The organism is Oceaniglobus indicus, assembly GCF_002751875.1.
In the GTDB taxonomy this organism is placed as follows: Bacteria; Pseudomonadota; Alphaproteobacteria; order Rhodobacterales; family Rhodobacteraceae; genus Oceaniglobus; species Oceaniglobus indicus.
Genome location: NZ_NMZM01000005.1, coordinates 96,398 through 118,967 on the forward strand (window position 1 = coordinate 96,398; position 22,570 = coordinate 118,967).

At 65.8% G+C, this 22,570-nt stretch carries 22 protein-coding genes; 19 read left to right on the plus strand and 3 right to left on the minus strand.

The window, feature by feature from the left end:
• Positions 1-60 precede the first annotated feature (60 nt).
• Complete coding sequence (locus tag CFP68_RS09380; RefSeq protein ID WP_099826666.1) at positions 61-1,233, plus strand: MalY/PatB family protein; 1,173 nt, start codon at positions 61-63, stop codon at positions 1,231-1,233.
• Positions 1,234-1,398: 165 nt separating this feature from the next.
• Here CFP68_RS09380 and CFP68_RS09385 read toward each other — a convergent pair whose 3' ends face one another.
• Positions 1,399-2,373, minus strand: coding sequence for a glutathione S-transferase family protein (locus tag CFP68_RS09385; protein ID WP_099826667.1), 975 nt, complete (start codon positions 2,371-2,373; stop codon positions 1,399-1,401).
• Positions 2,374-2,663: 290 nt separating this feature from the next.
• On the opposite strand from CFP68_RS09385, the gene CFP68_RS09390 reads away from it, so the two are divergent.
• The 15 genes from CFP68_RS09390 to CFP68_RS09460 all read left to right on the plus strand — a co-directional run bounded on the left by CFP68_RS09390 (position 2,664) and on the right by CFP68_RS09460 (position 18,980).
• Complete coding sequence (locus tag CFP68_RS09390; RefSeq protein ID WP_099826668.1) at positions 2,664-2,888, plus strand: DUF6732 family protein; 225 nt, start codon at positions 2,664-2,666, stop codon at positions 2,886-2,888.
• On the plus strand, positions 2,885-4,090 hold the full coding sequence (locus CFP68_RS09395; RefSeq protein WP_099826669.1) for a sirohydrochlorin chelatase: 1,206 nt from the start codon (positions 2,885-2,887) through the stop codon (positions 4,088-4,090). The genes CFP68_RS09390 and CFP68_RS09395 overlap by 4 nt, the downstream gene beginning before the upstream one ends.
• 77 nt (positions 4,091-4,167) lie before the next feature.
• Positions 4,168-4,812, plus strand: a complete 645-nt coding sequence (locus CFP68_RS09400; RefSeq protein WP_099826670.1) for a precorrin-8X methylmutase — start codon at positions 4,168-4,170, stop codon at positions 4,810-4,812.
• Between the two features lie 60 nt (positions 4,813-4,872).
• On the plus strand, positions 4,873-6,075 hold the full coding sequence (gene cbiE, locus CFP68_RS09405) for a precorrin-6y C5,15-methyltransferase (decarboxylating) subunit CbiE (RefSeq protein WP_099826671.1): 1,203 nt from the start codon (positions 4,873-4,875) through the stop codon (positions 6,073-6,075).
• Positions 6,076-6,172: 97 nt separating this feature from the next.
• Positions 6,173-6,874 (plus strand): precorrin-2 C(20)-methyltransferase, encoded by a 702-nt coding sequence (gene cobI / locus CFP68_RS09410; protein WP_099826672.1) that lies wholly within the window; start codon positions 6,173-6,175, stop codon positions 6,872-6,874.
• Positions 6,865-8,715 (plus strand): precorrin-3B C(17)-methyltransferase, encoded by a 1,851-nt coding sequence (gene cobJ, locus CFP68_RS09415; RefSeq protein WP_099826673.1) that lies wholly within the window; start codon positions 6,865-6,867, stop codon positions 8,713-8,715. Before cobI ends, cobJ begins: the two co-directional genes overlap by 10 nt.
• A 208-nt stretch (positions 8,716-8,923) precedes the next feature.
• Positions 8,924-10,003, plus strand: a complete 1,080-nt coding sequence (gene dprA / locus CFP68_RS09420) for a DNA-processing protein DprA (RefSeq protein WP_338152806.1) — start codon at positions 8,924-8,926, stop codon at positions 10,001-10,003.
• 213 nt (positions 10,004-10,216) lie between these two features.
• The gene (gene topA, locus CFP68_RS09425; RefSeq protein WP_099826674.1) at positions 10,217-12,937 is read left to right on the plus strand and encodes a type I DNA topoisomerase; all 2,721 of its coding nucleotides are present in this window, start codon (positions 10,217-10,219) and stop codon (positions 12,935-12,937) included.
• 55 nt (positions 12,938-12,992) lie between these two features.
• Positions 12,993-13,706 carry a CoA transferase subunit A gene (locus CFP68_RS09430; RefSeq protein WP_099826675.1) on the plus strand — a complete coding sequence of 238 codons (714 nt, stop codon included), beginning with the start codon at positions 12,993-12,995 and terminating at the stop codon, positions 13,704-13,706.
• 18 nt (positions 13,707-13,724) lie between these two features.
• The gene (locus CFP68_RS09435; RefSeq protein ID WP_241524026.1) at positions 13,725-14,753 is read left to right on the plus strand and encodes a PAS domain-containing protein; all 1,029 of its coding nucleotides are present in this window, start codon (positions 13,725-13,727) and stop codon (positions 14,751-14,753) included.
• Between the two features lie 72 nt (positions 14,754-14,825).
• Positions 14,826-15,452 (plus strand): 3-oxoacid CoA-transferase subunit B, encoded by a 627-nt coding sequence (locus CFP68_RS09440; protein ID WP_099826676.1) that lies wholly within the window; start codon positions 14,826-14,828, stop codon positions 15,450-15,452.
• Positions 15,445-15,735, plus strand: coding sequence for a GNAT family N-acetyltransferase (locus tag CFP68_RS09445; RefSeq protein ID WP_099826677.1), 291 nt, complete (start codon positions 15,445-15,447; stop codon positions 15,733-15,735). The genes CFP68_RS09440 and CFP68_RS09445 overlap by 8 nt, the downstream gene beginning before the upstream one ends.
• 221 nt (positions 15,736-15,956) lie before the next feature.
• Positions 15,957-16,961, plus strand: a complete 1,005-nt coding sequence (locus tag CFP68_RS09450; protein WP_099826678.1) for a lysylphosphatidylglycerol synthase transmembrane domain-containing protein — start codon at positions 15,957-15,959, stop codon at positions 16,959-16,961.
• Positions 16,942-18,249, plus strand: coding sequence for an FAD-binding oxidoreductase (locus tag CFP68_RS09455; RefSeq protein WP_099826679.1), 1,308 nt, complete (start codon positions 16,942-16,944; stop codon positions 18,247-18,249). Before CFP68_RS09450 ends, CFP68_RS09455 begins: the two co-directional genes overlap by 20 nt.
• Complete coding sequence (locus CFP68_RS09460; protein ID WP_099826680.1) at positions 18,249-18,980, plus strand: SDR family NAD(P)-dependent oxidoreductase; 732 nt, start codon at positions 18,249-18,251, stop codon at positions 18,978-18,980. The genes CFP68_RS09455 and CFP68_RS09460 overlap by 1 nt, the downstream gene beginning before the upstream one ends.
• Before the next feature lie 57 nt (positions 18,981-19,037).
• Here CFP68_RS09460 and CFP68_RS09465 read toward each other — a convergent pair whose 3' ends face one another.
• Together CFP68_RS09465 and CFP68_RS09470 are read right to left on the minus strand one after the other, a co-directional pair.
• Complete coding sequence (locus CFP68_RS09465; protein ID WP_099826681.1) at positions 19,038-20,450, minus strand: UbiA family prenyltransferase; 1,413 nt, start codon at positions 20,448-20,450, stop codon at positions 19,038-19,040.
• Positions 20,443-21,258: a lytic transglycosylase domain-containing protein gene (locus tag CFP68_RS09470; protein ID WP_338152804.1), complete on the minus strand. Its 816-nt coding sequence runs from the start codon at positions 21,256-21,258 to the stop codon at positions 20,443-20,445. The genes CFP68_RS09465 and CFP68_RS09470 overlap by 8 nt, the downstream gene beginning before the upstream one ends.
• Positions 21,259-21,262: 4 nt before the next feature.
• On the opposite strand from CFP68_RS09470, the gene CFP68_RS18440 reads away from it, so the two are divergent.
• From CFP68_RS18440 to CFP68_RS09480, 3 genes are all read left to right on the plus strand, one after another.
• On the plus strand, positions 21,263-21,436 hold the full coding sequence (locus CFP68_RS18440) for a hypothetical protein (RefSeq protein ID WP_241524027.1): 174 nt from the start codon (positions 21,263-21,265) through the stop codon (positions 21,434-21,436).
• A gap of 378 nt (positions 21,437-21,814) precedes the next feature.
• Positions 21,815-22,009 (plus strand): Flp family type IVb pilin, encoded by a 195-nt coding sequence (locus CFP68_RS09475; RefSeq protein ID WP_099826683.1) that lies wholly within the window; start codon positions 21,815-21,817, stop codon positions 22,007-22,009.
• A 197-nt stretch (positions 22,010-22,206) separates the two neighbouring features.
• The gene (locus CFP68_RS09480; RefSeq protein WP_099826683.1) at positions 22,207-22,401 is read left to right on the plus strand and encodes a Flp family type IVb pilin; all 195 of its coding nucleotides are present in this window, start codon (positions 22,207-22,209) and stop codon (positions 22,399-22,401) included.
• Positions 22,402-22,570 lie beyond the last annotated feature (169 nt).

A 22,570-nucleotide genomic window follows, 5' to 3' on the forward strand; every position in this document is an offset into this window, starting at 1 on the left:
AATCGCCTTGCGTTCAGGCGTGATCCGGGTAGCGTTCGCGCCGAGCAGGGGAGACGCGAGATGAGCTTTGACGAGATGATCGACCGGCGCGGCAGCAATTGCGCCAAGTGGGACCGGATGGAGGCGCTGTACGGCGTGCCCGAAAGCGACGGGTTGGCGATGTGGGTGGCTGACATGGATTTCCGCCCGCCGCAGGTGGTTCTGGACCGGCTGCGCGAGCTGACGGATCACGGCGTCTTCGGCTATTACGGCGACGAGACGCCCTATCTCGAAGCGATCCGCTGGTGGATGGACACGCGCCACGGCTGGGACGTCGATCCGGCGTCGGTGTTTTCGACCCACGGGCTGGTGAACGGCACCGGCATGTGCGTCGATGCCTTCACGCAACCCGGCGACGGGGTGGTGATGTTCACGCCGATCTATCACGCCTTCTATCGCGTCATAAGATCGGCCGGGCGCCAGGTGGTCGAATGTCCCATGGTGCTGGACAACGGCCGCTATACCCTGGATTTCGACGCCTATGACGCGCAGATGACCGGCACCGAGAAGATGCTCGTGTTCTGTTCGCCGCACAATCCCGGCGGCCGCGTGTGGTCGAAGGCGGAACTGGAAGGCGTCGCGGCATTCTGCAAGCGACACGACCTGATCCTGGTCAGTGACGAGATCCACCACGACATCGTGATGCCCGGTAACACCCACATCCCGATGGCGAAGGTCGACGCCGGAATCGCCGACCGGCTGGTGATGATGACGGCCACGACCAAGACGTTCAACATTGCCGGCTCGCACATCGGCAACGTCATCATCGCCGACCCGAAACTGCGCGCGGCGTTCGCGGCGCGGATGGCGGCACTGGGCCTGTCGCCCAATTCGTTCGGGCTGCACATGGTCGAGGCGGCCTATTCGCCCGACGGCGCCAGATGGGTGGACGAGATGTGCGCCTATGTCGACGGCAACCGGCGGATTTTCGACGCCGCGCTGAATGCGATTCCGGGCGTGCGCTCGATGCCGCTGGAAGGCACCTATCTGTCGTGGGTGGATTTCAACGGCACCGGCATGACGGCGGACGAAATCGACGCCCGTGTGGCCGGCCGCGCCCGGATCGCCGCCAACGCGGGGCCGACCTTCGGTGCCGGGGGCGACGGTTTCCTGCGCTTCAACATCGCAACCCCCCGCGCCCGTGTGCAGGAAGCGGCCGAACGGATGTGCGACGCCTTCGCGGATTTGCAGTAATTTACGGCGCGGCGCCGGGCATATCATATCCGGCGCCGGAAAAAGAGGGATGCCCGCTTGGCGCCCGTCGAAAGCCAAGCGCACGCCCCTGTTTCACCATGGACGGGACGACGCCCGAGCGCAGCACCGCGGAACTGCGCCCTTCAGTCCGGCACCAAGCATCGTCTATCCCCGCCCGTGAGGCTCCATCCAGTCGATCACGGGATTGATCGGGATGATCCGGTGCGGATTTATCGTCGGGTGGCTATAGTGGTAATGTTCGACGATGTGGTCGAAATGCACCGTGTCCGCGATCCCCGGCCATTGATACAATTCGCGCGTATAGGCCCAAAGGTTCGGATAATCCACGATCCGCTTGCGGTTGCACTTGAAGTGCAGGTGATACACCGGATCGAACCGCACGAGGGTTGAAAACAACCGCCAATCGGCCTCGGTGATCCGGTCGCCCATCAGGTATCGATTGTCGGCCAGGATCCCTTCCAGCCAGTCAAGGCTGTCGAACAGCGGATGCACCGCCGCGTCATAGGCTTTCTGACTGGTGGCGAACCCGGCCTTGTACACCCCGTTGTTCACCGTGTCATAGATCCGGTCGTTTATCGGCGCGATCGCCGCGCGCAGGTCTTCGGGCCAGTAATCATCGGTGTTGCCGGTGATGCCGTCGAAGGCCGAGTTGAACATCCGGATGATTTCACTGCTTTCGTTGCTGACGATCGTGCCGGTTTCCTTGTCCCACAGGATCGGCACGGTCACGCGACCGGTCATGTCGGGCGTGTCTTTCAGATAGATGTCGCGCGCATAAGGCAATCCGAACAGCTTGTCGCCGGTCGCGCCCGGGAAATCGGTGTCAAAGGTCCAGCCCTCGCCCAGCATGTGGGGATGCACCGCCGAAATGTCGATCAGGTCGGTCAACCCCTTCAGCGCGCGAAAGAACAGCGCGCGATTGGCCCAGGGGCAGGCATAGCAGACATACAGGTGGTATCGCCCCGCCTCGGCCTTGTATCCGCCCTTGCCGGTCGGTCCGGCACTGCCGTCAGCGGTGATCCAGTTGCGAAAGCTGGCCTCCTGGCGCTGAAACGCGCCGCCGCTCTTGTCCGTGTCGTACCATTTGTCCTGCCATTCACCGTCGACAAGCAATCCCATGACGCATCCTTTCTGTCTGTTACCCTACCAACCTAAACCCGCACCGTCCCGGTTCCATCCCGCACAGGGCACGGCGACCCCAGCAGAAATGCACAGAGGGCGTTGACCGGGTTCGCCCATTGCACCAGGCCCGCCCCCCTTCTATACCCGATCCCGACGACGCCCCGCGGGGCCGGAAAGAGGGCCAGACCGGGCCGACCCATGCAGGGGGCCGGGGATGGCATCGTCAGGGACCGCGCGCCGGTCCGGGCACCTTGCCGGCCACGCCATGCCATTTTGAAAGGACGCCCATGAAACCGCTCAACGCCCTCGCCACTTTCTGCATTGTCGCGATGCCGGGACGCGCCATGGCCCATCCCGGTCATCTGGCGGATGCTGCCGGTCATGATCACTGGATCGCGGCCGCCGCTCTGGGCCTGGCCATCCTGCTGGGCGTGGGCGCCCTGGTCCGCGATCGACGTCACGCGAAAGCCGAACGCCCGGTGCGCGGCAAAGCGGGAAAGAGAACGACATGAAAACCGGCGTGATGATCTGCGGCCACGGCTCGCGCAGCGAATCCGCGGTGCGCGAATTCGCCGTGCTGGCCGAACGCCTGCCCGCCTACCTGCCCGACGACTGGCTGGTCGACTACGGCTATCTCGAATTCGCCAACCCGGTGATCCGCGACGGGCTGGATCGGCTGCGCGAGGCGGGATGTGACCGGATCCTGGCCGTGCCCGGCATGCTGTTCGCCGCGATGCACGCCAAGAACGACATCCCCACCGTGCTGAACACCTACGGCGCGAAACACGGCATCGACGTGCTTTACGGCCGCGAATTGGGGGTGGACCCCAAGATGATCACCGCCGCCGGGGCGCGGATCACCGAGGCGATGGCGCAGGCCGACGCCGAACACGGCCCGGTCAGCGCCCATGACACCTGCCTTGTCGTGATCGGGCGCGGCGCATCGGACCCGGACGCCAACGGCAATGTCGCCAAGATCGCGCGGATGCTGCACGAGGGGCTGGGCTTCGGCTGGGTCGAGGTCGGGTTCTCCGGCGTCACCTTCCCGCTGGTCGAACCCTGCCTGACCCATGCGGTGAAACTCGGATACAAACGCATCGTCGTGTTCCCGTATTTCCTGTTCTCGGGCATCCTGATCGACCGGATCTACGGCTTCACCGATCGCGTGGCCGCCGCCAATCCCGACATCCAGATCGTCAAGGCCGGCTATCTGAACGACCACCCGTCGGTCCTGGAAACCTTCGCCGAACGGGTGATGGAACAGACCGGAACAACGCCCCCGCCCAACTGCGGCACCTGCGCCTATCGCGCCCAGATCCTGGCGACCGAGGGCGGACCCGCCGTCACCATCCCCGCCGAAGCGCGGCGCACTCACCCCGCCTTCGCCGACATTCCGCCGCCCACCTGCGTTCTGTGTAAGTACCGCACCCAGGTCCTGGGTTTCGAATCCGAGGTCGGCGCGGTGCAGGAAAGCCACCACCACCACGTCGAAGGCCAGGGCGCCTCCGCCCCCGGCTCGAACGTCGCCGACTGCGCGCTCTGCGATACCTTCTGCACCGGGTTGTGCCGGCTGACGGCACAGGATGAACACGATCATCACCATGCACACGCCCACCATCACGGTCATGACCACGACCATCACCACCACCACGCGCCCTACCCCCACGCCAAACACCCCCACGGCCCCGAAAGCGTCCGCAAGGCAGGCACCTGACCCCGGGCTTCTTACTGACCGAAATACTCCCGCCGGAGGCATCCGCGGCCACCGCGACCACCAACAGGAAAGATACCATGCGCCCCTACGAGAAAGATCCCGGCGCAATCTATGCCGCCAGTTTCGCCACCGTGCGGGCCGAGGCGCGGCTGGAGCGGTTCACCCCGGCCATGCAGGACGTCGCGGTGCGCCTGATCCATGCCTGCGGCATGGTCGAGATCGCCGACCGGCTGGCGCTGTCCGCAGGCGCAATCGAAACCGGGCGGGCGGCGCTGGCGGGTGGCGCGCCGATCCTGTGCGACTGTGAAATGGTCGCAGCCGGGATCATCCGCCGCCACCTTCCCGCGGGCAACGACGTGATCTGCACGTTGAACGATCCCGCCGTGCCGGACCGTGCCCGGGCCATCGGCAATACCCGTTCGGCCGCCGCCGTCGAATTGTGGCGCGACCGGATGGACGGGGCTGTGATCGCCATCGGCAACGCGCCGACCGCACTGTTCCATCTGCTCGAACTCCTGGACGCCGGGGCGCCGAAACCCGCCCTGATCCTGGGCTTTCCCGTGGGTTTCGTCGGCGCCGCCGAAAGCAAGGCGGAACTGGCCGCGAACCCGCGGGGCTGCGCGTTCCTGACCCTGCGCGGGCGGCGCGGCGGATCGGCCATGGCCAGCGCCGCGGTCAACGCCATCGCCGCGGGCCTGAGCACCGAGGGACCGGACGCATGAGCGCCGTGACGCCCGCAGCACCGATCCGCCATCACCCTTCCCCGACCACGGAGCGCGCCCATGGCTGATCCCTGGCTGCATATCGTCGGCATCGGCGAGGACGGCGTCACGGGCCTTTCGCCCGCGACCCGCGCAATCCTCGAGGCCGCCGAAGTCATCGTCGGCGGTGATCGGCATCACATGCTGGCCGCCGCGTCCGAAGCCGAGCGGATCGCCTGGCCCTCGCCCTTCGATGCGCTGATCGATCTGCTGAAGGGCATGAAGGGGCGGCGCGTCGTCGTTCTGGCCACCGGCGATCCCCTGTGGTTTTCCGTCGGCGCGCGCATCGGGCGCGCCATTCCCGCCTCCGAGATCGTCTATCACCCGCAGCTGTCGGCGTTCCAGCTGGCGGCGGCGCGCATGGGCTGGTCCATGGCCGATGTCGAGACACTGACCGTGCATGGCCGCCCGGTCGAACAGATGATCGCCTTCATCCAGCCCGACCAGCGGTTGCTGGTCCTGACCACTGGCGCCGAAACGCCGGCGCGGATCGCCGCCTTTCTGGCCGAGCGCGGTTTCGGACAGAGCCGGATGAGCGTTCTGGCCGCCATGGGTGGCGCGAACGAGGCACGTTTCGACGGGATCGCGAAAACCTGGGATCACGTGGTGCCGGCGTTCAACACGCTTGCGGTCGAATGCATCGCGGCGCCCGACGCGGCGCTGCTGCCACGAGTGCCGGGGCTGGACGACGACATGTTCCGCCACGACGGCACGATGACCAAGCGCGAAATCCGCGCGATCACGGTGGCCAAGCTGATGCCGATGCGCGGCGCGCTGCTCTGGGATATCGGTTGTGGTTGCGGGTCGGTTGCGATCGAATGGATGCGCGCCGCCCGCTATGCCCGGGCGATCGGCATCGAACCGCGGGCTGACCGGCGTGCCATGGCCGCCGCCAATGCGCTGGCGCTCGGGGTACCGCGCCTGGCCCTGGTCGACGGCACCGCCCCCGAATCGCTTGGCGATCTGGCCGCGCCGGACGCCATCTTCATCGGTGGCGGGCTGTCGGATGCCGTATTTGACACCGCATGGTCCGGGTTGAAGCCCCTTGGCCGCCTGGTGGCCAATGCGGTCACGCTGGAAAGCGAAGCCGCCCTGGTCGCCTTGCAACAGGTCCACGGCGGCGACCTGGTCCGCCTGTCCAGCGCACGGGCCCGGCCGGTCGGCCGCTTCCGGGGCTGGCAGCCTGCGATGCCGGTGACACAATGGAGCCTGATCAAAAGATGACATGTTCACCGGCCCGACAGGCCTGGACCCGACGCGCGCGCGGCGGGCGTTCGGGATTTGAGTATTTCCGGCAAGAAAAAACCGGGGCGGGTGTCAGTTGACCGGCACGCTTTTTGGCATCGGCGTCGGACCGGGGGATCGCGACCTGATCACGCTGAAGGCGGCGCGGCTGATTGCCGTCTGCCCGGTGGTGGCCTATCCGGCGCTGGCCGGCATCCCGAGCTTCGCGCGCGCCATCGCGGCGGACCTGATCGAGCCGGGATGTGACGAAATCGTGTTCGAGATCCCGATGACGGTGGCCCGCGGACCGGCCCAGGCCGCCTATGATGCGGCGGCGGCGCGGATTGCCCGGGTTCTGGACAGCGGCCGGGATGTTGCCTGTCTTTGCGAGGGTGATCCGTTCTTTTACGGCTCGTTCATGTATCTGCACGCGCGGCTTGCGCCCCGGTTCACGGTCGAGATCGTCCCGGGCGTCAGTTCGGTTTCGGCCTGCGCCGCAGCCGCGGCGCGGCCCTTGGCGGCGCGCAACGAAGCCGTGACCGTGCTGCCCGGCCCGCTTGGCGATGAGGTGCTGACCCGGCGCATCCGCGCGGCGGACAGTGTGGCGATCATGAAGGTGGGCCGCCACCTGCCCCGGATCCGGCGTGTGATCGAGGGTCTCGGGTTGACCGACCGCGCGATCTTTGTCGCCCGTGCCACCCTGCCCGACCAGATGGTGTGCCCCTTGGCCGACGCACCCGAACCCGCGCCTTATTTTTCCATGATCCTGCTGACCAAGGGGGCCGATCCATGGCTGTAACACCTGTCGTTCTGTGTCTGTCCCGATCGGGCCTGCCCGTCGCCCGCCGCATCGCCGATGGCCTTGGGTGCGCGCTGCACGGGCGGCAGGACCGGGTCGATGGCGTTGACGTTGTCTTTGCCGATGCGCTGATCCATGCCCGCGATTTGTTTGCAGCAGGCATTCCGATCGTCGGCGTTTGCGCCAGCGGCATCCTGATCCGGGCGGTTGCGCCGCTGTTGTCGGACAAGCGGAGCGAGCCGCCCGTCGTCTCGGTCTCGGACGATGGCGGCGTTGTCGTGCCCTTGCTGGGGGGGCACCGGGGGGGCAACCGCCTGGCGTCCCGGATCGCCGCCCATCTGGGCGCCGTCGCTGCGGTGACCACCGCCGGCGATGTCGCATTGGGCGTGGCGCTGGATGCGCCACCCGGCGGCTGGAGTCTGGGCACACCCGACCTGGCCAAGGACGTGATGGTGCGTCTTCTGGCCGGCGCCAGGGTCCGGCTGACCGGCGACGCGTGCGACGATGCGACATGGCTGGCCGCGTTGCCGATGGCCGCTACCGGCGACACCGACGTGGTGACGATCTGTGCCTCTGTCGCACCGCCCGCCCCCGGTGTTCTGACGTTCCATCCGCGCCGGTTCGCGCTGGGGGTCGGGTGTTCGCGCGATTGCCCGCCGGACGAATTGTCCGATCTCGTGCGCCGTGTTCTTGAAGATGCGGGGGTTGCCCCCGGCGCCCTGATCGCGGTGCATACCCTGGACCTGAAGGCCGATGAGCCGGCAGTGGTGCGGCTGGCGCACGATCTGGACCTGCCGTTGCGCCTGTTCGATGCGGCGCAGCTTGAGGCGATGACCGCCCGGTTGAGCGCACCCAGCGATGTCGTCTTTGCCGAGGTCGGCTGCCACGGCGTCAGCGAGGCGGCGGCCCTGGCGGGGGGCGGCGCACAATCGCGACTGGCGATCACCAAGCGCAAGACGGCCCATGCCACCGCCGCCCTGGCCGAGGCGCCCGATTCCATCCTTGCGCCTGCGGGTCGCAGGCGGGGGCGTCTGTCGGTTGTCGGGATCGGCCCCGGACAGGCCGCGTGGCGCACGCCCGAGGTGTCGCGCCTGATCGCCGAGGCCGACGAATTGGTCGGCTACGGGTTGTACATCGACCTGCTGGGGCCGCTGGCTGCCGGCAAGGTCCGCACCGATTTTCCGTTGGGCGGCGAGGAAGCGCGGTGTCGTCATGCGCTGGAGCGGGCGGGCGCGGGTGTCAACGTGGCTCTGGTGTGTTCAGGCGATGCCGGGATCTATGCAATGGGCGCGCTGGTATTCGAATTGCTGGACCGGGCACCCGACGAAATGGGCGTCAGCGACGCCGCGCGCCGGGCCGAGGTCATCTGTGCCCCTGGGGTATCGGCCCTGCAGGCGGCCGCGGCACGGGCGGGCGCACCGCTGGGCCACGATTTCTGCGCCATTTCGCTGTCGGATCTTCTGACACCGCGCGCCGATATCCTGCGTCGGATCGAGGCGGCGGGCACGGGCGATTTCGTGATCGCCTTCTACAATCCGGTATCGATGAAGCGGCGCATCCTGTTGGAAGAGGCCCGCAAGATATTGTTGCGGCACCGCCCCGCCGACACGCCCGTCCTGTTGGCGACCAACCTTGGGCGCGCGGGTGAACGCCTGGTCTATCGCACGCTCGCGACGCTGGAGGTGGATGAAGTGGACATGTTGACCGTGGTCCTGATCGGATCGTCGCAATCGCGGCTGGCCCGACTTGGCGAAGGGCCGCGGCTCTATACCCCTCGCGGCTATGCGCGGCGCATCGACGGCGACCTTTCGGCGGGGGGCGATTCTGTCACTTCGGGTTGACGAACCCACCCGGGCCGGCAAAGCGCACAAAAATAAAGCCCCGGGAATCCGTGTGTTACGTCGATCTGCGACAGGGCTTGCCATGGTTTACAGGTCTTTAACCATTTTCACGGCACTCTGATCCTGCAAGCAGACGAAGACAGGTTGGCCGGTGGATATTATCCCTTCCCTCACCCCCCTCACCCCACCCCACTCCGAGGAAGAACGGCTGGTTTGGCTTCGTCTCTTGCGCTCTCGTCGGGTTGGCGTGGCCACCTTCTTTCGCCTGATGGGCGAATATGGCGAAGCCGCCACTGCGCTGGACGCGCTGCCCCGGATCGCCGCCGATGCGGGCGTCAACGATTACACGGTCTGCCCCGAAGGTGTGGCCATGGCCGAACTGCGCGCCGGGCGGTTTGCCGGGGCGCGCCTGATCTGTTTCGGCGATGACGATTATCCCGCGGCCCTGATGGATCTCACGGACCCGCCACCGCTTTTGTGGGCGATGGGCAACCTTGACCTTCTCAAGACTCCGACCGTGGCCCTGGTGGGCGCGCGCAATGCGTCATCGCTCGGCACCCGCATGGCGCGTCGCCTGGCCGGCGACCTCGGCGCGGCGGGCCATGTCGTGGCGTCAGGCCTGGCGCGCGGCATCGACACCGCAGCGCACATGGCTTCGCTGGAAACCGGGACGGTGGCCGTTCTGGCCGGCGGCGTCGATGTCGTCTATCCGGCGGAAAACGCCGTTCTGGCACACGAGATCGCGGACACCGGCCTGCGCCTGTCCGAACAGCCCATGGGCCTGACCCCCACGGCGCGGCATTTTCCGCGCCGCAACCGGATCATTTCGGGCCTGTCGCGGGCTGTCGTGGTGGTGGAAGCCGCGGCAAAGTCGGGCAGCCTGATCACCGCGCGGGACGCGCTGGACCAGGGGCGCGAGGTGATGGCCGTGCCCGGGCATCCGTTTGATGGCCGCGCCGCGGGGTGCAACATGCTGATCCGCGATGGCGCGACCCTGGTGCGCAGCGGCGCTGATGTTCTGGCGGCCCTGCCCGACATCACGCCGCAGGTGACCGACGATACCGTCGTGAACCTGCCGCCGCCCGCCGCCCGAAAGCCCCGCACGCTGCGCGAAACGAACCACCTGCACCAGATGATCCTCGACCGGCTGGGCCCCAGCCCGGTGACCGAAGACCAGTTGATCCGCGATCTGCAACGCCCGGCCGGCGAAATCACCTCGCAACTGGTAACGCTCGAACTCGATGGTCAGGTCAACCGTCAGCCCGGCGGGTTGCTGAGCCGCCGCTGACCCTTCGCGCGCTGCGCATCGACATAACCGTTCCCCAACCTCCGAGCCGGGCAGGCACGACGATACCACCGACGCCCTGGTGGAACTGCCGGTGAAAACAGTCATTTCGCAACCGTCGCCATGACCGGGCCGCGCCGCACGCGATTGACATCACCGCACCAGACACCACATCTAGCGCCGTTGCCTGTCGGAACCCGAGTCGGAAGGAAGTCCATGCCCGTCGTTGTCGTCGAATCCCCTGCAAAGGCGAAGACCATCAACAAGTATCTCGGGCCCGGCTATACGGTTCTGGCGTCCTATGGGCACGTCCGCGACCTGCCGCCCAAGGACGGATCGGTCGATACCGAACAGGACTTCGAAATGAAGTGGGAGGTCGCCAGCGACAGCAAGAAGCACGTCAAGGCGATCGCCGATGCCCTGGCCGAGGACAACAACCTGATCCTCGCCACCGACCCCGACCGCGAAGGCGAGGCAATCAGCTGGCATCTTGAAGAAACCCTGCGCAAGCGAAAGTCGATCAAGAAGGACACGCCGGTCAGCCGCGTCGTGTTCAACGCCATCACCAAGACCGCCGTCACCGAGGCGATGAAGAATCCCCGTCAGGTCGACGCACCGCTGGTCCATGCCTACCTTGCCCGGCGCGCGCTGGATTATCTTGTCGGGTTCAACCTGTCGCCGGTGTTGTGGCGCAAGCTGCCCGGGGCGAAGTCGGCCGGACGGGTGCAATCCGTGACGCTGCGCCTGATTGTCGAGCGCGAGATGGAGATCGAGGCGTTCCGCCCGCGCGAATACTGGTCGGTCAAGGCGCTTCTGGAAACGCCGCGCGGCCAGACGTTCGAGGCACGGCTGACCGTTCTGGCCGGTGACAAGCTGGACCGGTTCAGCATCGAAAACCGCACCGCCGCCGAAATGGCCGTGCAGGCGATCGAATCGCGCGATCTGAAGGTCGCGTCCGTCGAGGCGAAGCCGACCTCGCGCAACCCCTCGGCGCCGTTCATGACATCGACCCTGCAGCAGGAGGCCAGCCGCAAGTTCGGCATGGGCGCCCGCCAGACCATGAGCACGGCGCAGCGGCTGTATGAGGCGGGGCATATCACCTATATGCGGACCGACGGTATCGACATGGCCCCCGAAGCCGTCAGCGCAGCGCGCGACGCGATCAAGGATCGCTATGGCGCCGACTACGTCCCGAAATCTCCGCGTATCTACAAGAACAAGGCCAAGAACGCCCAGGAGGCGCACGAATGCATCCGCCCGACCGAGATGTCGCGCGATGCCGAAAGCCTTCGGATCACCGACAACGACCAGCGCAAGCTGTACGACCTGATCTGGAAGCGGACGCTGGCCAGCCAGATGGAGGCGGCCCGTCTGGAACGCACCACGGTCGACATCGCCAGCGATGACGGCCAGATCGTGCTGCGCGCCACGGGTCAGGTGATGCTGTTCGACGGTTTCATCCGCGTCTACGAGGAAGGCCGCGACGACACCGTCGTGGACGACGACGACAAGCGCCTGCCGCAGATCGCACAGGGTGAAGCGATGAAGAAGCAGGGCGTCACGCCCGAGCAGCATTTCACGCAACCCCCGCCGCGCTATACCGAGGCGACGCTGGTCAAGCGGATGGAGGAATTGGGCATCGGCCGCCCCTCGACCTATGCCTCGATCGTGACGACGATCCAGGACCGCGAATATGTCCGCAAGGACGGCAACCGCCTGTTCCCCGAGGACAAGGGGCGGCTGGTGACGGCCTTCCTGTCGAATTATTTCCACCGCTATGTGGAATACGACTTCACCGCCGCGCTCGAGGCGCAACTTGACGACGTGTCGGCGGGCGAGCGTGACTACAAGGAAGTGCTGGGCCAGTTCTGGCGCGACTTCTCGGCCGCCATCGCCGAAACGGCGGATCTGCGGATCGGCGAGGTGCTGGAAAAGATCAACGAGGTTCTGGCCCCCCACCTGTTTCCGGACAAGGGCGATGGCAGCGATCCGCGCCTGTGCCCGCATTGCGGCAAGGGCACGCTGTCGATGCGCACCGCACGGTCGGGCGGCGCCTTTATCGGCTGTTCGAACTATCCCGAATGCCGCTATACCCGCCCCTTCGGTCCGCCATCGGACGAAGAACAGCTCGAAGGAGGGATTCCCCCCGAGGGCAAGCTGCTGGGCGAGGATGCAGGCGATAGGATCTGGGCGTTCAAGGGGCGGTTCGGCCCCTATGTCCAGCGCGGCGATGTGACCGAGGACAACAAGAAGCCGCCGCGCCAGTCGATCCCGCGCGAATGGCCGCCCGAAGAATGTGACCTGGAACAGGCGCTGAAGCTGTTGGCACTGCCGCGTCTGGTGGGCACCCACCCCGAAGACGGCGTCAACGTCTGGGCGACCATCGGGCGTTATGGTCCGTATCTGAAGCACAACGAAGACACCGGCCGGGGCGGCGCGACGGCCCCCCTGCCCGAGTTGGACGACGTGTTCACCATCGGCATGAACCGCGCGGTCGAATTGCTGGCGCAGAAAAAGGCCAGCCGGGGCGGCCGCGGCGCCGCGACCCCGCCGCTGCGCGAGATGGGCGAACATCCCAGCGAAGGCGGTGCCGTGCACATCATGGAAGGGCGTTACGGCCCCTACGTGAAATGGGAAAAGGTCAACGCGACCTTGCCGAAGGATACAGATCCGGCCGCGGTGACGATGGAGCAGGCGGTCGAACTGATCGCCGAAAAAGCCGCCAAGAAGGGCACGCGCAAGAAGGCGGCGCCGAAAAAGGCGGCTGCCAAGAAACCCGCCGCGGCGAAGAAGGCGACGACAAAGACGGCAACCAAGAAGGCACCGGCGAAGAAACCCGCCGCGAAAAAGACCGCCAAGCCCAAGCCGGCCGCCAAGGGTGACGCCAGCAATGACGACAACGGTGATGTCGTCGAGCGATTACGGGGCGCACGTTGACTTCACGGCGGCAGACCGCCAAAATCCGATCCGAATAATCTGCGGAGAAAACGGGATGAAAAAGGTCTATGGTTCGGCGGCGGAAGCCCTTGAGGGCACGCTGTTTGACGGAATGTTCATTGCCGCCGGCGGGTTCGGGCTGTGCGGCATTCCCGAATTGCTGCTGAACGCGATCCGGGACGCCGGCACCAAAGATCTGACTTTTGCGTCAAACAACGCCGGGGTCGACGATTTCGGCATCGGCATCCTGTTGCAGACCCGGCAGGTGAAGAAGATGATCTCGTCCTACGTCGGCGAGAACAAGGAATTCATGCGCCAGTACCTGGGCGATGAGCTTGAGCTGGAGTTCAACCCCCAGGGGACGCTGGCCGAACGGATGCGCGCGGGCGGTTGCGGCATTCCCGGCTTTTATACCAAGACCGGCGTCGGCACGGTGATCGCCGAAGGCAAGGAGCACAAGGATTTCCCCACCGGCCCCGATGGCCAGCCGGAAACCTATATCCTGGAACGCGGAATCGTGGCCGATCTGGCCATCGTCAAGGCCTGGAAGGCGGATGACACCGGCAATCTGGTGTTCCGCAAGACGGCGCGCAACTTCAACCCGCCGGCCGCGATGTGTGGCAAGATCTGTATCGCAGAGGTCGAAGAAATCGTGCCGCGCGGATCGCTGGATCCCGACGCGATCCACCTGCCCGGCATCTATGTGCATCGCATCGTTCAGGGCGAACACGAAAAGCGGATCGAGCAGCGCACGACGCGGGCGGCCTGACACCGGAGGGGATGAGCGGTGGACAAACCGGTTACTGGCGATATCCATGGTCTGAGCGCCGGCGAAGCATTCCAGACGTTCTCGCGGTCGAACGTGGCGATGGTGCTGACCAATCCCAAGCTGGACGATAATCCCATCGTCTATGTCAACGACGCCTTTGTCAGGCTGACCGGCTATTCCCGCGAGATGGCGATCGGGCGCAACTGCCGGTTTCTCCAGGGCGAGGGCACCGATCCCGACGATATCGCGAAGGTGCGGCGCATCGTCAGCGAACACCGCGAAGGCGCGGTCGACGTCTTGAACTATCGTGCTGACGGCGCCACGTTCATCAATCACCTGTTCATCACGCCGATCGTCAACGCCCGCGACAAGGTGGAGTATTTCCTGGGCATACAGATCAACGCCGGCGATCAGACCTCGGTCCACCTGCCGCCGGGCGCGGACAAGATCATGCGCGAGATCCAGCATCGCGTGAAGAACCACCTGTCGATGATCGTCGGCATGATCCGCCTTCAGGCCCGCGAAAGCACCGCCGCCGACGAATACCGCGACCTGTCGCGCCGGGTCGAAAGCCTGCAATTGCTTTACGAGGAACTGACCCAGATCGGGACGGGCGACGATGCGCAGGAGATCCAGTTGGGATCCTACCTGTCGCGCGTGGCCAATGCCATCGGCCACATCGACGGGCGGGCCGGGGTCCGCATGAACATCATCGCCGACGCCATCACCATGCCTGTCGATTCGGCGACACGCGTGGGTCTGATCCTGTCCGAAGTGCTGACCAACGCGATGCAGCATGCGTTTGAAGGGCGCGACAAGGGGCTGGTCGAGGTGCGGCTGTCGGCCCTCAGCGATGGCGGCGCCCGGGTCAGCGTCAGCGACGATGGCGTCGGCATCCCGCACGGCGTGAAATGGCCCGAAACCAATTCGCTGGGCGGGCGCATCGTTCTGGGCCTGGTGGACGGGCTGAACGCGACGTTCGATGTCACGAAGGGCGCGTCGGGCACCGTCGTGACGCTGGACGTCCCCGCACCGTCCGACGCCTGATACCAAGCTCGCGCCTTGCCCCCGTCTGTCGACAGGGGCTAGACTGAAATCATTCAAGGATAAGGATCGCCCATGCCCTGGGACCGCAACCAGATGGCCGCACGCGCGGCACAGGAACTCGAAGACGGGATGTATGTGAACCTCGGCATCGGTATTCCGACGCTGGTGTCGAACTATATCCCCGAGGGCGTCGAAGTGACGCTGCAATCGGAAAACGGGATGCTGGGCATGGGTCCCTTCCCCACCGAGGATGAGGTCGACGCCGATCTGATCAACGCCGGCAAGCAGACGATCACCGAGATCCCCAAGACCGCCTATTTCGACAGCGCGACATCGTTCGGGATGATCCGCGGCGGCAAGATCGCCATGGCGATCCTGGGCGCCATGGAAGTGTCCGAGGGCGGCGATCTGGCGAACTGGATGATCCCCGGCAAGCTGGTCAAGGGAATGGGCGGCGCGATGGACCTGGTGGCCGGGGTCGGCCGCGTGGTCGTGGTGATGGACCATGTCAACAAGCATGGTGAATCGAAGGTGCTGAAGGCCTGCACGCTGCCGCTGACCGGAACCGGTGTCGTCGACCGGATCATCACGAACCTTGGCGTGCTGGATGTGGTCGAGGGTGGTTTGCGCATTGTCGAGACCGCCGAGGGCGTGACCGAGGACGAGATTCGCGCCGCCACCGAAGCCACGCTTGTCTGACCTCGCCATCCGGCACGAGGCCAGCGGCACACGGCATCGGCTGGTCGTGAACCGTCACGGGGCCGAAGCCGAACTGACCTATACCGTGGTGGCACCCGGGCGCGTCATCGCGGATCATACGGGTGTGCCGGACGCCTTTCGTGGCGAAGGCGTCGGTCCGGCATTGGTCGCGCGGTTGGTGGCGGACGCCCGCAAGGACGGTTTCGTGATCGTGCCGCGCTGCCGTTTCATCGAGGCCCAGCGCCGCCGCCATCCTGAATGGTCGAACGTCTTCTCAACCTGAGGACGTTTGACCTTATCGGCTTGGCCGCGTTCACTGCCCACGCCACGGATGCGTGCCCCGCACCACCGCCGTTTTGGGCCGTCCTTTGCACCCCGCGTCGGGTCTGTCTGTCAGGTTTTCGATCGGCTACAACCTGGCTGACGCTACAGGCTTGCCAAGGCTGTTCCGATTACGGAAACAGTTTCATAGTATTGCCCCATTCCTCGACTAATCACGGGCCGATGACAGTTGCTTCCTCTCTCCTCGCACGCCGTTGGCCGCGCTTGTTGCGGCGGGATCGGCTTGTCTGGCTGGCCCTTCTGGCACTGATGGCGCTGGGATTTGGCGGGCTGGTGATGACGACCGGTTGGGAAGATGTCCTGCGACAGATCGGCCAGATCACGCCCGGCCAGATCGCCGCCCTCTTGGTGTTGAGCCTTGCAAACTACGGCTTGCGCGGCCTGCGCTGGCACCTGTTCGCGCGGCGCCTGGGCTTGAACACCGGCCTTTCCCAGAACATGCGCCACTTCATCGGCGGGTTTGCCATGTCGGTCACACCGGGACGGGTGGGCGAACTGGTGCGGATGCGCTGGATCCGGCGCGAAACCGGCTGGAGTTTCGAGCGCACGGCGCCCCTGGTCCTGATCGACCGCGCCAGCGATCTTGCCGCGATGGCGGTGCTGTTGGCGATTGCGCTGTCGCTGTCCGCGACCGGAATCGCGGGCGGTTTGCCGGTGACGCTGCTGGCACTGATCGCCGCCTTTGTCGTCACGCGCCCGGCGCTTCTGTCGGCCCTGGCCGGCGTCGGGTATCGCACCACCGGCCGCTGGGCGCGCGCGTTCGTGCGGGTGCGGCGGGCGGCACGGGCGCTGGCGCGGTTTTCGCACCCCACCGTCATCAGCGCCGCCATGGTGCTGGGCGTGTTCGGCTGGCTGGCCGAGGTCGTCGCCTTCTGGCTGCTGCTTGACTGGATGGGTGCGCCGGTCGGGTTTGCCATGGCCATGGCGATCTTCATCTTCTCGACCCTCGCCGGGGGGCTGACCGGTGCGCCGGGCGGCGTCGGCGGCGCCGAGGCGGCGATGGTCGCGCTGCTCGCGCTCCAGGGCGTGCCGCTGAGCGTTGCCATCCCGGTGACCGCCATCATCCGGCTGACCACCCTGTGGTTCGCCATTGCCTTGGGCCTTGGCGCATTTGCCGACGCCGAACGGAAATCCAGAAAGGGCGCCCATGCGCTGGAAAACGACTGAATACGCCGGATGGGGCCGTGCCCTGCGGGCCACCGGCAACCTGGCCCGCCCCGAGCGCCTGTCGTCGCTGACGGCGCTGATGCGCGAGGAACCGGCGCCGGCCATCGGCAACCGCCGCTCGTATGGCGATGCCTGCCTGAACACCGGCGGCAAGGCGGTCGCGACCGTGCGCCTTGACCGGATCCTGTCGTTCGATCCCGACACCGGCGTCGCCGAGGTCGAGGCGGGCGCGACGCTGGGCGATCTGGCGACGATCTTTGCGCCCATGGGATGGCTGCCCGCCGTGATGCCCGGCACAGGCTTTGCCACGGTCGGGGGCGCCATTGCCCACGATGTGCACGGCAAGAACCACCATGGCGCCGGATCCTTCGGCCAGCATGTCCAGGCAATCACGCTGATTCTGCCCGGTGGCGAGACGCGGCACATCACCCCCGACGACCCGCTGTTCGCCGCCACCGTCGGCGGATTGGGTCAGACCGGCGTGATCGCATCCGCCGCGCTGCGCCTGCTGAAATGCAAGGGCGACGTGATGATCGTGACCGAACGCCGGATCGGGGGATGGGACGAATTCCTCGACCGGCTGGACCGGTCCGACGCGACCTATACCGTCGGCTGGATCGACGCGACGGCCAAGGGCGGTGACCTGGGCCGCGGTATCCTCGAGGAGGGCGAAACCGGTTCGGGCCTGATCACGCGGCGCGGCAAGGCGCGGGCGGTGCCGTTCGACGCCCCCGGCTTCGCGCTGGCCCCTGCCGTGGTCAAGGTGTTCAACACCGCCTATTACAAGCGCGTGCCGGAACGCGGCCGCACCGTGGTCAAGCCGATCGAGGATTTCTTCTTTCCGCTGGACAAGATCCGCGACTGGAACCGTCTCTATGGCCGCGAGGGCTTTCACCAGTTCCAATGCGTCGTGCCCATCGAAAACGCTCCCGCGTTGCGCGCGATGCTTGAACGGATCGCGCAATCGGGTTTGGCGTCGCCCCTGGCCGTGCTGAAACGCATGGGGCCGGGGCGCGCGGGAATGATGTCGTTCCCGATGGAGGGATATACGCTGGCCGTGGATTTCGCCAATCGCGCCCGCGCAACCCGCCTGATCGGCGAGCTTGAGGCCGACGCGCTGGCGGCGGACGGGCGGATCTATCTGGCCAAGGACGCGCTGTCCAAGGGCGCGACGATCCGCGCCATGTATCCCGAACGCGCCGCCTGGGCGGAAGCGGTGAACGCCGTCGATCCCGACGGCGCCATGACCACCGATCTGGTGCGCCGCCTTGATTTGAGGAGCCTGTGATGCCCGAAACCTGGATCCTGCTGGGCGCGTCCTCGTCCATGGCGCGCGCCATGGCCCGCGCGCTGGCCGAACGGGGCGACGCCATCGTCCTGGCCGGGCGTGACATCGCTGATATGGAGGCAACGGCCGCCCATGCCCGACTGACCGGTGCCCCGTCAGCTGTTGTGGCACGCTTCGACGCCCGCGACCCCGGCACCTTCCAGGGCGTTCTGGACGCCGCGGGCGACGGCGTGGTGAACGCGGCGGTCTTCGTCGGCTCGATGCCGGATCAATCGGCCATCGACGCCGATCCGTCGCTGATCGACGGCACCGTCACCGACAGCTTCACCGGCCCTGCCCGGTTCCTGCAAATGCTGGCACCGGTGATCGAGGCGAACGGCGCGGGCTGCGTGATCGGCGTGGGGTCGGTTGCCGGCGACCGCGGGCGCATCGGCAACTATGTCTATGGTGCGGCCAAGGCAGGCTTCCACACCTACCTGTCCGGACTGCGCAACCGCCTGACCCGCTCGGGCGGGCACGTCGTCACGGTGAAACCCGGTTTCGTGGACAGTGCGATGACCTGGGGGATCGAGGGCATGTTCCTGGTCGCGCCGCCCGAAGCGGTCGCGCGCGATCTTCTGAAGGCGGCGGAAAAGCGCCGCGACGTGATCTATACGCCGTTTTTCTGGCGCTATATCATGGCGATCATCCGGTCGATCCCCGAGCGGATGTTCAAGAAAATGTCGGTCTGATCCGGTTGCGACCGGCGGATTCGAGTATTTTTGTCGGTAAGAAGCAGGGTTCCGGGATCAACCGAACCATTCGGACCAAAGGCCCGCGGCCCAGAACATCAGCGACAGCGTGATCAGCAGCAGACCGACGCCAAGCCGGTCGCGCAGGGCGAAGACGATGGGGTCATAGTCCTGCCTGCCCGAATATCCGAGCGCGATCATGCGGATCAGCCAGGCCGCCAAAGGAACGAGGGCGAGCAGCAGGATCCACGTGGTCGGATAAAGGGTGCGCCCCTGATCGCTGAGTGCGTAGAGCGTGAAGATCGTCAGCGCGCCCACCATGCCAACGCCCGCCATGTTCAGCAGATCGGGAAGGTCGGAGCGCCCGTATCCACGGCCCGGCAGGCGGTTATCATCTTTCGCAAGGGCAAGTTCGGTCATCCGCTTGACGCATCCCAGCGTGACGAAGATCGGGAAGATGAACACCAGCATGTAGATCGACACATCGACCCGGCCCGCGGCCGCCCCGGCCACGACGCGCAAGGTATAGAGCGCCGCAAGGCAGAAAATATCGACCCAGCGCATCCGCTTGAGACGCAGTGAATACGCGAGGGACAGCACCATATAGACCACGATGACCGCCAGGAACGCGGCGCCCAGCGCCGCGCCAAGGCCGATCGCGATCGCGGCCATGGCCAGCCCCGCTCCCATGCCCGTGCCCAGCGGCACCCGGCCGGCGGCAAAGGGGCGGTTGCATTTGGTCGCATGCAGGCGGTCGGCGTCGAGGTCCAGCAGGTCGTTCACGACATAGATCGACGAGGCGGCGGCCGAGAATGCGGCGATGCCGACCAGCACCGTCAGCAGGGTCGACAGCGTGAAATCATGGGCCGCGATCATCGGCAGGAACAACAGCACGTTCTTGACCCACTGGTGCGGGCGCAGGGCCTTGATGATGGCGGCGCGGTCATGGTCCGCAGGCAGGGTTCGAATCGTCTGCCGCGGATCGTCGGCGCGCAGGGAATCGCCCGTCCGTCCGATGAAATAGGCGGTATGGGCCATGCGCAAGGCGGGAAGATCCGCGCGGTTGGCGCTGACCAGGTCATAGTTTCCGGCGCCGTAGTCCGCCGCAAGCGCATAGGCCAGGGCGGCGGGGTCGGCGGTGGACATCGTGTCGGTGATGCCATGGGCTTTCGCGACCTGCGTCACGATTGCCGTCGGTGCATCGGACACCAGGATCGTCGGCTGTCCGCGGCTGTGCGCCCCATCGACGAGCGCCGCCACCTGGCTGTTGAGCGGGATGAGGTCGGCGCGAAGCGTGATGCGATCGCCCAACCCGGCCTGGATCGCCGCGGGGTTCATCGGGTGGCGCGCCAGCAAGCCAAGGGTGGCCAGCGGCGCCTGCCCCAGGCCGGCCCAGAAGATTTCAAGCGCGGGCCGCGTGCGCAGCAATGCGCCCTCGGCCCGCAGGATCAACGGCCGTGGTTCATCCATCGCTTGCCCTTTGTGCACGCACGAAGACACAGCCGTCGGTGATCAGCTGGGGCGGCGTCAGGCACAATCCCTTGGCCACGGACCAGGCCGCCAGCACCTTGGGCACATAGCCGCGCGTTTCGGCGAAGGGCGGCACGCCGTTGTATTTCTTCACATTGTTCTCACCGGCGTTATAGCCTGCCAGCGCCAGCAGGGGATCGCCGTCGAATTCGTTCATCAGCCAATTCAGATAGGTCACGCCGGCGCGGATATTGTCATCGGCGACGGTGCGGTCGCGCACGCCGAAGCGATCGGCGGTCGCCGGCATCAACTGCATCAATCCCTGCGCCCCTGCCCGGCTGAGAGCATCGCTGCGCCCGCCCGATTCGACCGCGATCACGGCAAGCGCGAAGGCCGGCGAAATCCGGGTGCCCATCGTGTGTTTCAGGATGTCGACACCGTGCCGATCGGCGATTTCCCGCAGGGTCTGAAGGCGGGGGGCCGGAAAGCCGCGGCCTGCCGGACCTTTCTGAAGGGCGCTGAGCGCACTGTTCACCCGCAAGGCCGCTGAATTGCCGCTGACCGAGGACCAGAACCATGCCAGATGGTCCGAGGGTGCGTCGGCGGTGCCTGGTTCGGCGCGCTTGGTGCTTTTCGGTTTGACCAGGGCGACCGGTTCGGGTGCGATCTGGACAGTGATGCGCTTTTTCGTGCCCGCCGACGGTGGTTTCATCCGCTTGAAGGTGAATTCGGGAAAGGGCGCAGGCCCTTCGGCGGCCCCGTGCGATGGCGCGGCAAGCGCCAGGGCAAGACAGGCCAGCCGGATCACCGGTATGTTACTGAAGCGTATCACAAGACTGCTCGGCCCCGTATTGTTTCCCGTTTTCGGGTTGCCGGAAGTGTCGCAAGCCGGCGCGCGTCCGGACAGCATTGCGTTGGATTTATGGCATTTTACGAAGGGGATGAGGATTTTCGGAAACGCCCTGGCGGCCGAAGGCGCCGGCTGAACCGTTTTTCAAGTTATATAACAACGCTTTGGACCAAGCCGCCTCAGTATCGGAAACAATTTTCCGGACCGCGATATCCCGCCCCATTTCTGCCGCAATTGCCGGACTGCCCCCTTCCGGCCTGCCCCATGTCCGTGCCCCGGGTGGATTTTCCTGCCGCGCGGACGACCCCGTGATGCGCCCGACACACGGGGTTGCGAAGGCCGTTCGACACGGATGTTTCATGCCAACTTCTTAAAAATATGCGGGATGCGTCCAATTTCCGCCCCATTGAACCGTCAAAAAGTTCTCAACGCAACGGAGCGGACGGGTCGGAACGATCCCGAGGCAAGCAACCCAGAGCGTTGGCCTGAAAAAGCAACTCAAAGGGATTACAACATGAAACTCTTCAAGCTCGCAAAGACCTTCCGCAACGACGAAGACGGCGCTGTCACCGTCGACTGGGTCGTGCTGACCGCCGCCATCGTGGGCCTCGGCATCGCCGTCCTGTCCTCGGTCACCTCGGGCACCAAGACCGTGACCGAAGCCGTCTCGAGCCACCTCGACGGAACGACCGTCACCACCACGTTCTGATCGTGAATGGTCCGCGCTCCGTCGTTCCGACCGGATCGCGGACCATGCCCAGGCCGTGACGCTGTCAGCATCTAAAAAACGCCACAGCAATTCACATTTTGCGCCTTCTTCTGAACACACGCACCGCCGACAAACTCATACCACCGGGCATTTGCGAACTTTCGTTGTGTCCCCAACCGATCAAAGGAACCTGACCTATGAAACTCTTCAAGCTCGCAAAGACCTTCCGCAACGATGAAGACGGCGCTGTCACCGTCGACTGGGTCGTGCTGACCGCTGCCATCGTCGGCCTCGGCATTGCCGTCCTGTCCTCGGTCACCTCGGGCACCAAGACCGTGACCGAAGCCGTCTCGAGCCACCTCGACGGAACGACCGTCACCACCACGTTCTGATCCGCGCGCCCCGGTGCCCGGTTCTTCGATACGGGCGCCGGGGCACATCAGCATCGCGCGATGATCCGACCGACTGGGACGCGCGCACCGAGACCGTCGACCACAACGTAAGTCAGGGGCGCAAATGCTACGACTTTTCGATCGTTTTCGTCGCGAGGAAGACGGAGCC

What these genes read in the sequence shown, in the direction of transcription:
- CFP68_RS09380 (WP_099826666.1), top strand. Translation starts at nt 61, where the DNA reads ATGAGCTTTGACGAGATGATCGACCGGCGCGGCAGCAATTGCGCCAAG.
- CFP68_RS09385 (WP_099826667.1), bottom strand. Translation starts at nt 2,373, where the DNA reads ATGGGATTGCTTGTCGACGGTGAATGGCAGGACAAATGGTACGACACG.
- CFP68_RS09390 (WP_099826668.1), top strand. Translation starts at nt 2,664, where the DNA reads ATGAAACCGCTCAACGCCCTCGCCACTTTCTGCATTGTCGCGATGCCG.
- CFP68_RS09395 (WP_099826669.1), top strand. Translation starts at nt 2,885, where the DNA reads ATGAAAACCGGCGTGATGATCTGCGGCCACGGCTCGCGCAGCGAATCC.
- CFP68_RS09400 (WP_099826670.1), top strand. Translation starts at nt 4,168, where the DNA reads ATGCGCCCCTACGAGAAAGATCCCGGCGCAATCTATGCCGCCAGTTTC.
- cbiE (WP_099826671.1), top strand. Translation starts at nt 4,873, where the DNA reads ATGGCTGATCCCTGGCTGCATATCGTCGGCATCGGCGAGGACGGCGTC.
- cobJ (WP_099826673.1), top strand. Translation starts at nt 6,865, where the DNA reads ATGGCTGTAACACCTGTCGTTCTGTGTCTGTCCCGATCGGGCCTGCCC.
- topA (WP_099826674.1), top strand. Translation starts at nt 10,217, where the DNA reads ATGCCCGTCGTTGTCGTCGAATCCCCTGCAAAGGCGAAGACCATCAAC.
- CFP68_RS09430 (WP_099826675.1), top strand. Translation starts at nt 12,993, where the DNA reads ATGAAAAAGGTCTATGGTTCGGCGGCGGAAGCCCTTGAGGGCACGCTG.
- CFP68_RS09440 (WP_099826676.1), top strand. Translation starts at nt 14,826, where the DNA reads ATGCCCTGGGACCGCAACCAGATGGCCGCACGCGCGGCACAGGAACTC.
- CFP68_RS09450 (WP_099826678.1), top strand. Translation starts at nt 15,957, where the DNA reads ATGACAGTTGCTTCCTCTCTCCTCGCACGCCGTTGGCCGCGCTTGTTG.
- CFP68_RS09455 (WP_099826679.1), top strand. Translation starts at nt 16,942, where the DNA reads ATGCGCTGGAAAACGACTGAATACGCCGGATGGGGCCGTGCCCTGCGG.
- CFP68_RS09460 (WP_099826680.1), top strand. Translation starts at nt 18,249, where the DNA reads ATGCCCGAAACCTGGATCCTGCTGGGCGCGTCCTCGTCCATGGCGCGC.
- CFP68_RS09465 (WP_099826681.1), bottom strand. Translation starts at nt 20,450, where the DNA reads ATGGATGAACCACGGCCGTTGATCCTGCGGGCCGAGGGCGCATTGCTG.
- CFP68_RS18440 (WP_241524027.1), top strand. Translation starts at nt 21,263, where the DNA reads ATGTTACTGAAGCGTATCACAAGACTGCTCGGCCCCGTATTGTTTCCC.
- CFP68_RS09475 (WP_099826683.1), top strand. Translation starts at nt 21,815, where the DNA reads ATGAAACTCTTCAAGCTCGCAAAGACCTTCCGCAACGACGAAGACGGC.
- CFP68_RS09480 (WP_099826683.1), top strand. Translation starts at nt 22,207, where the DNA reads ATGAAACTCTTCAAGCTCGCAAAGACCTTCCGCAACGATGAAGACGGC.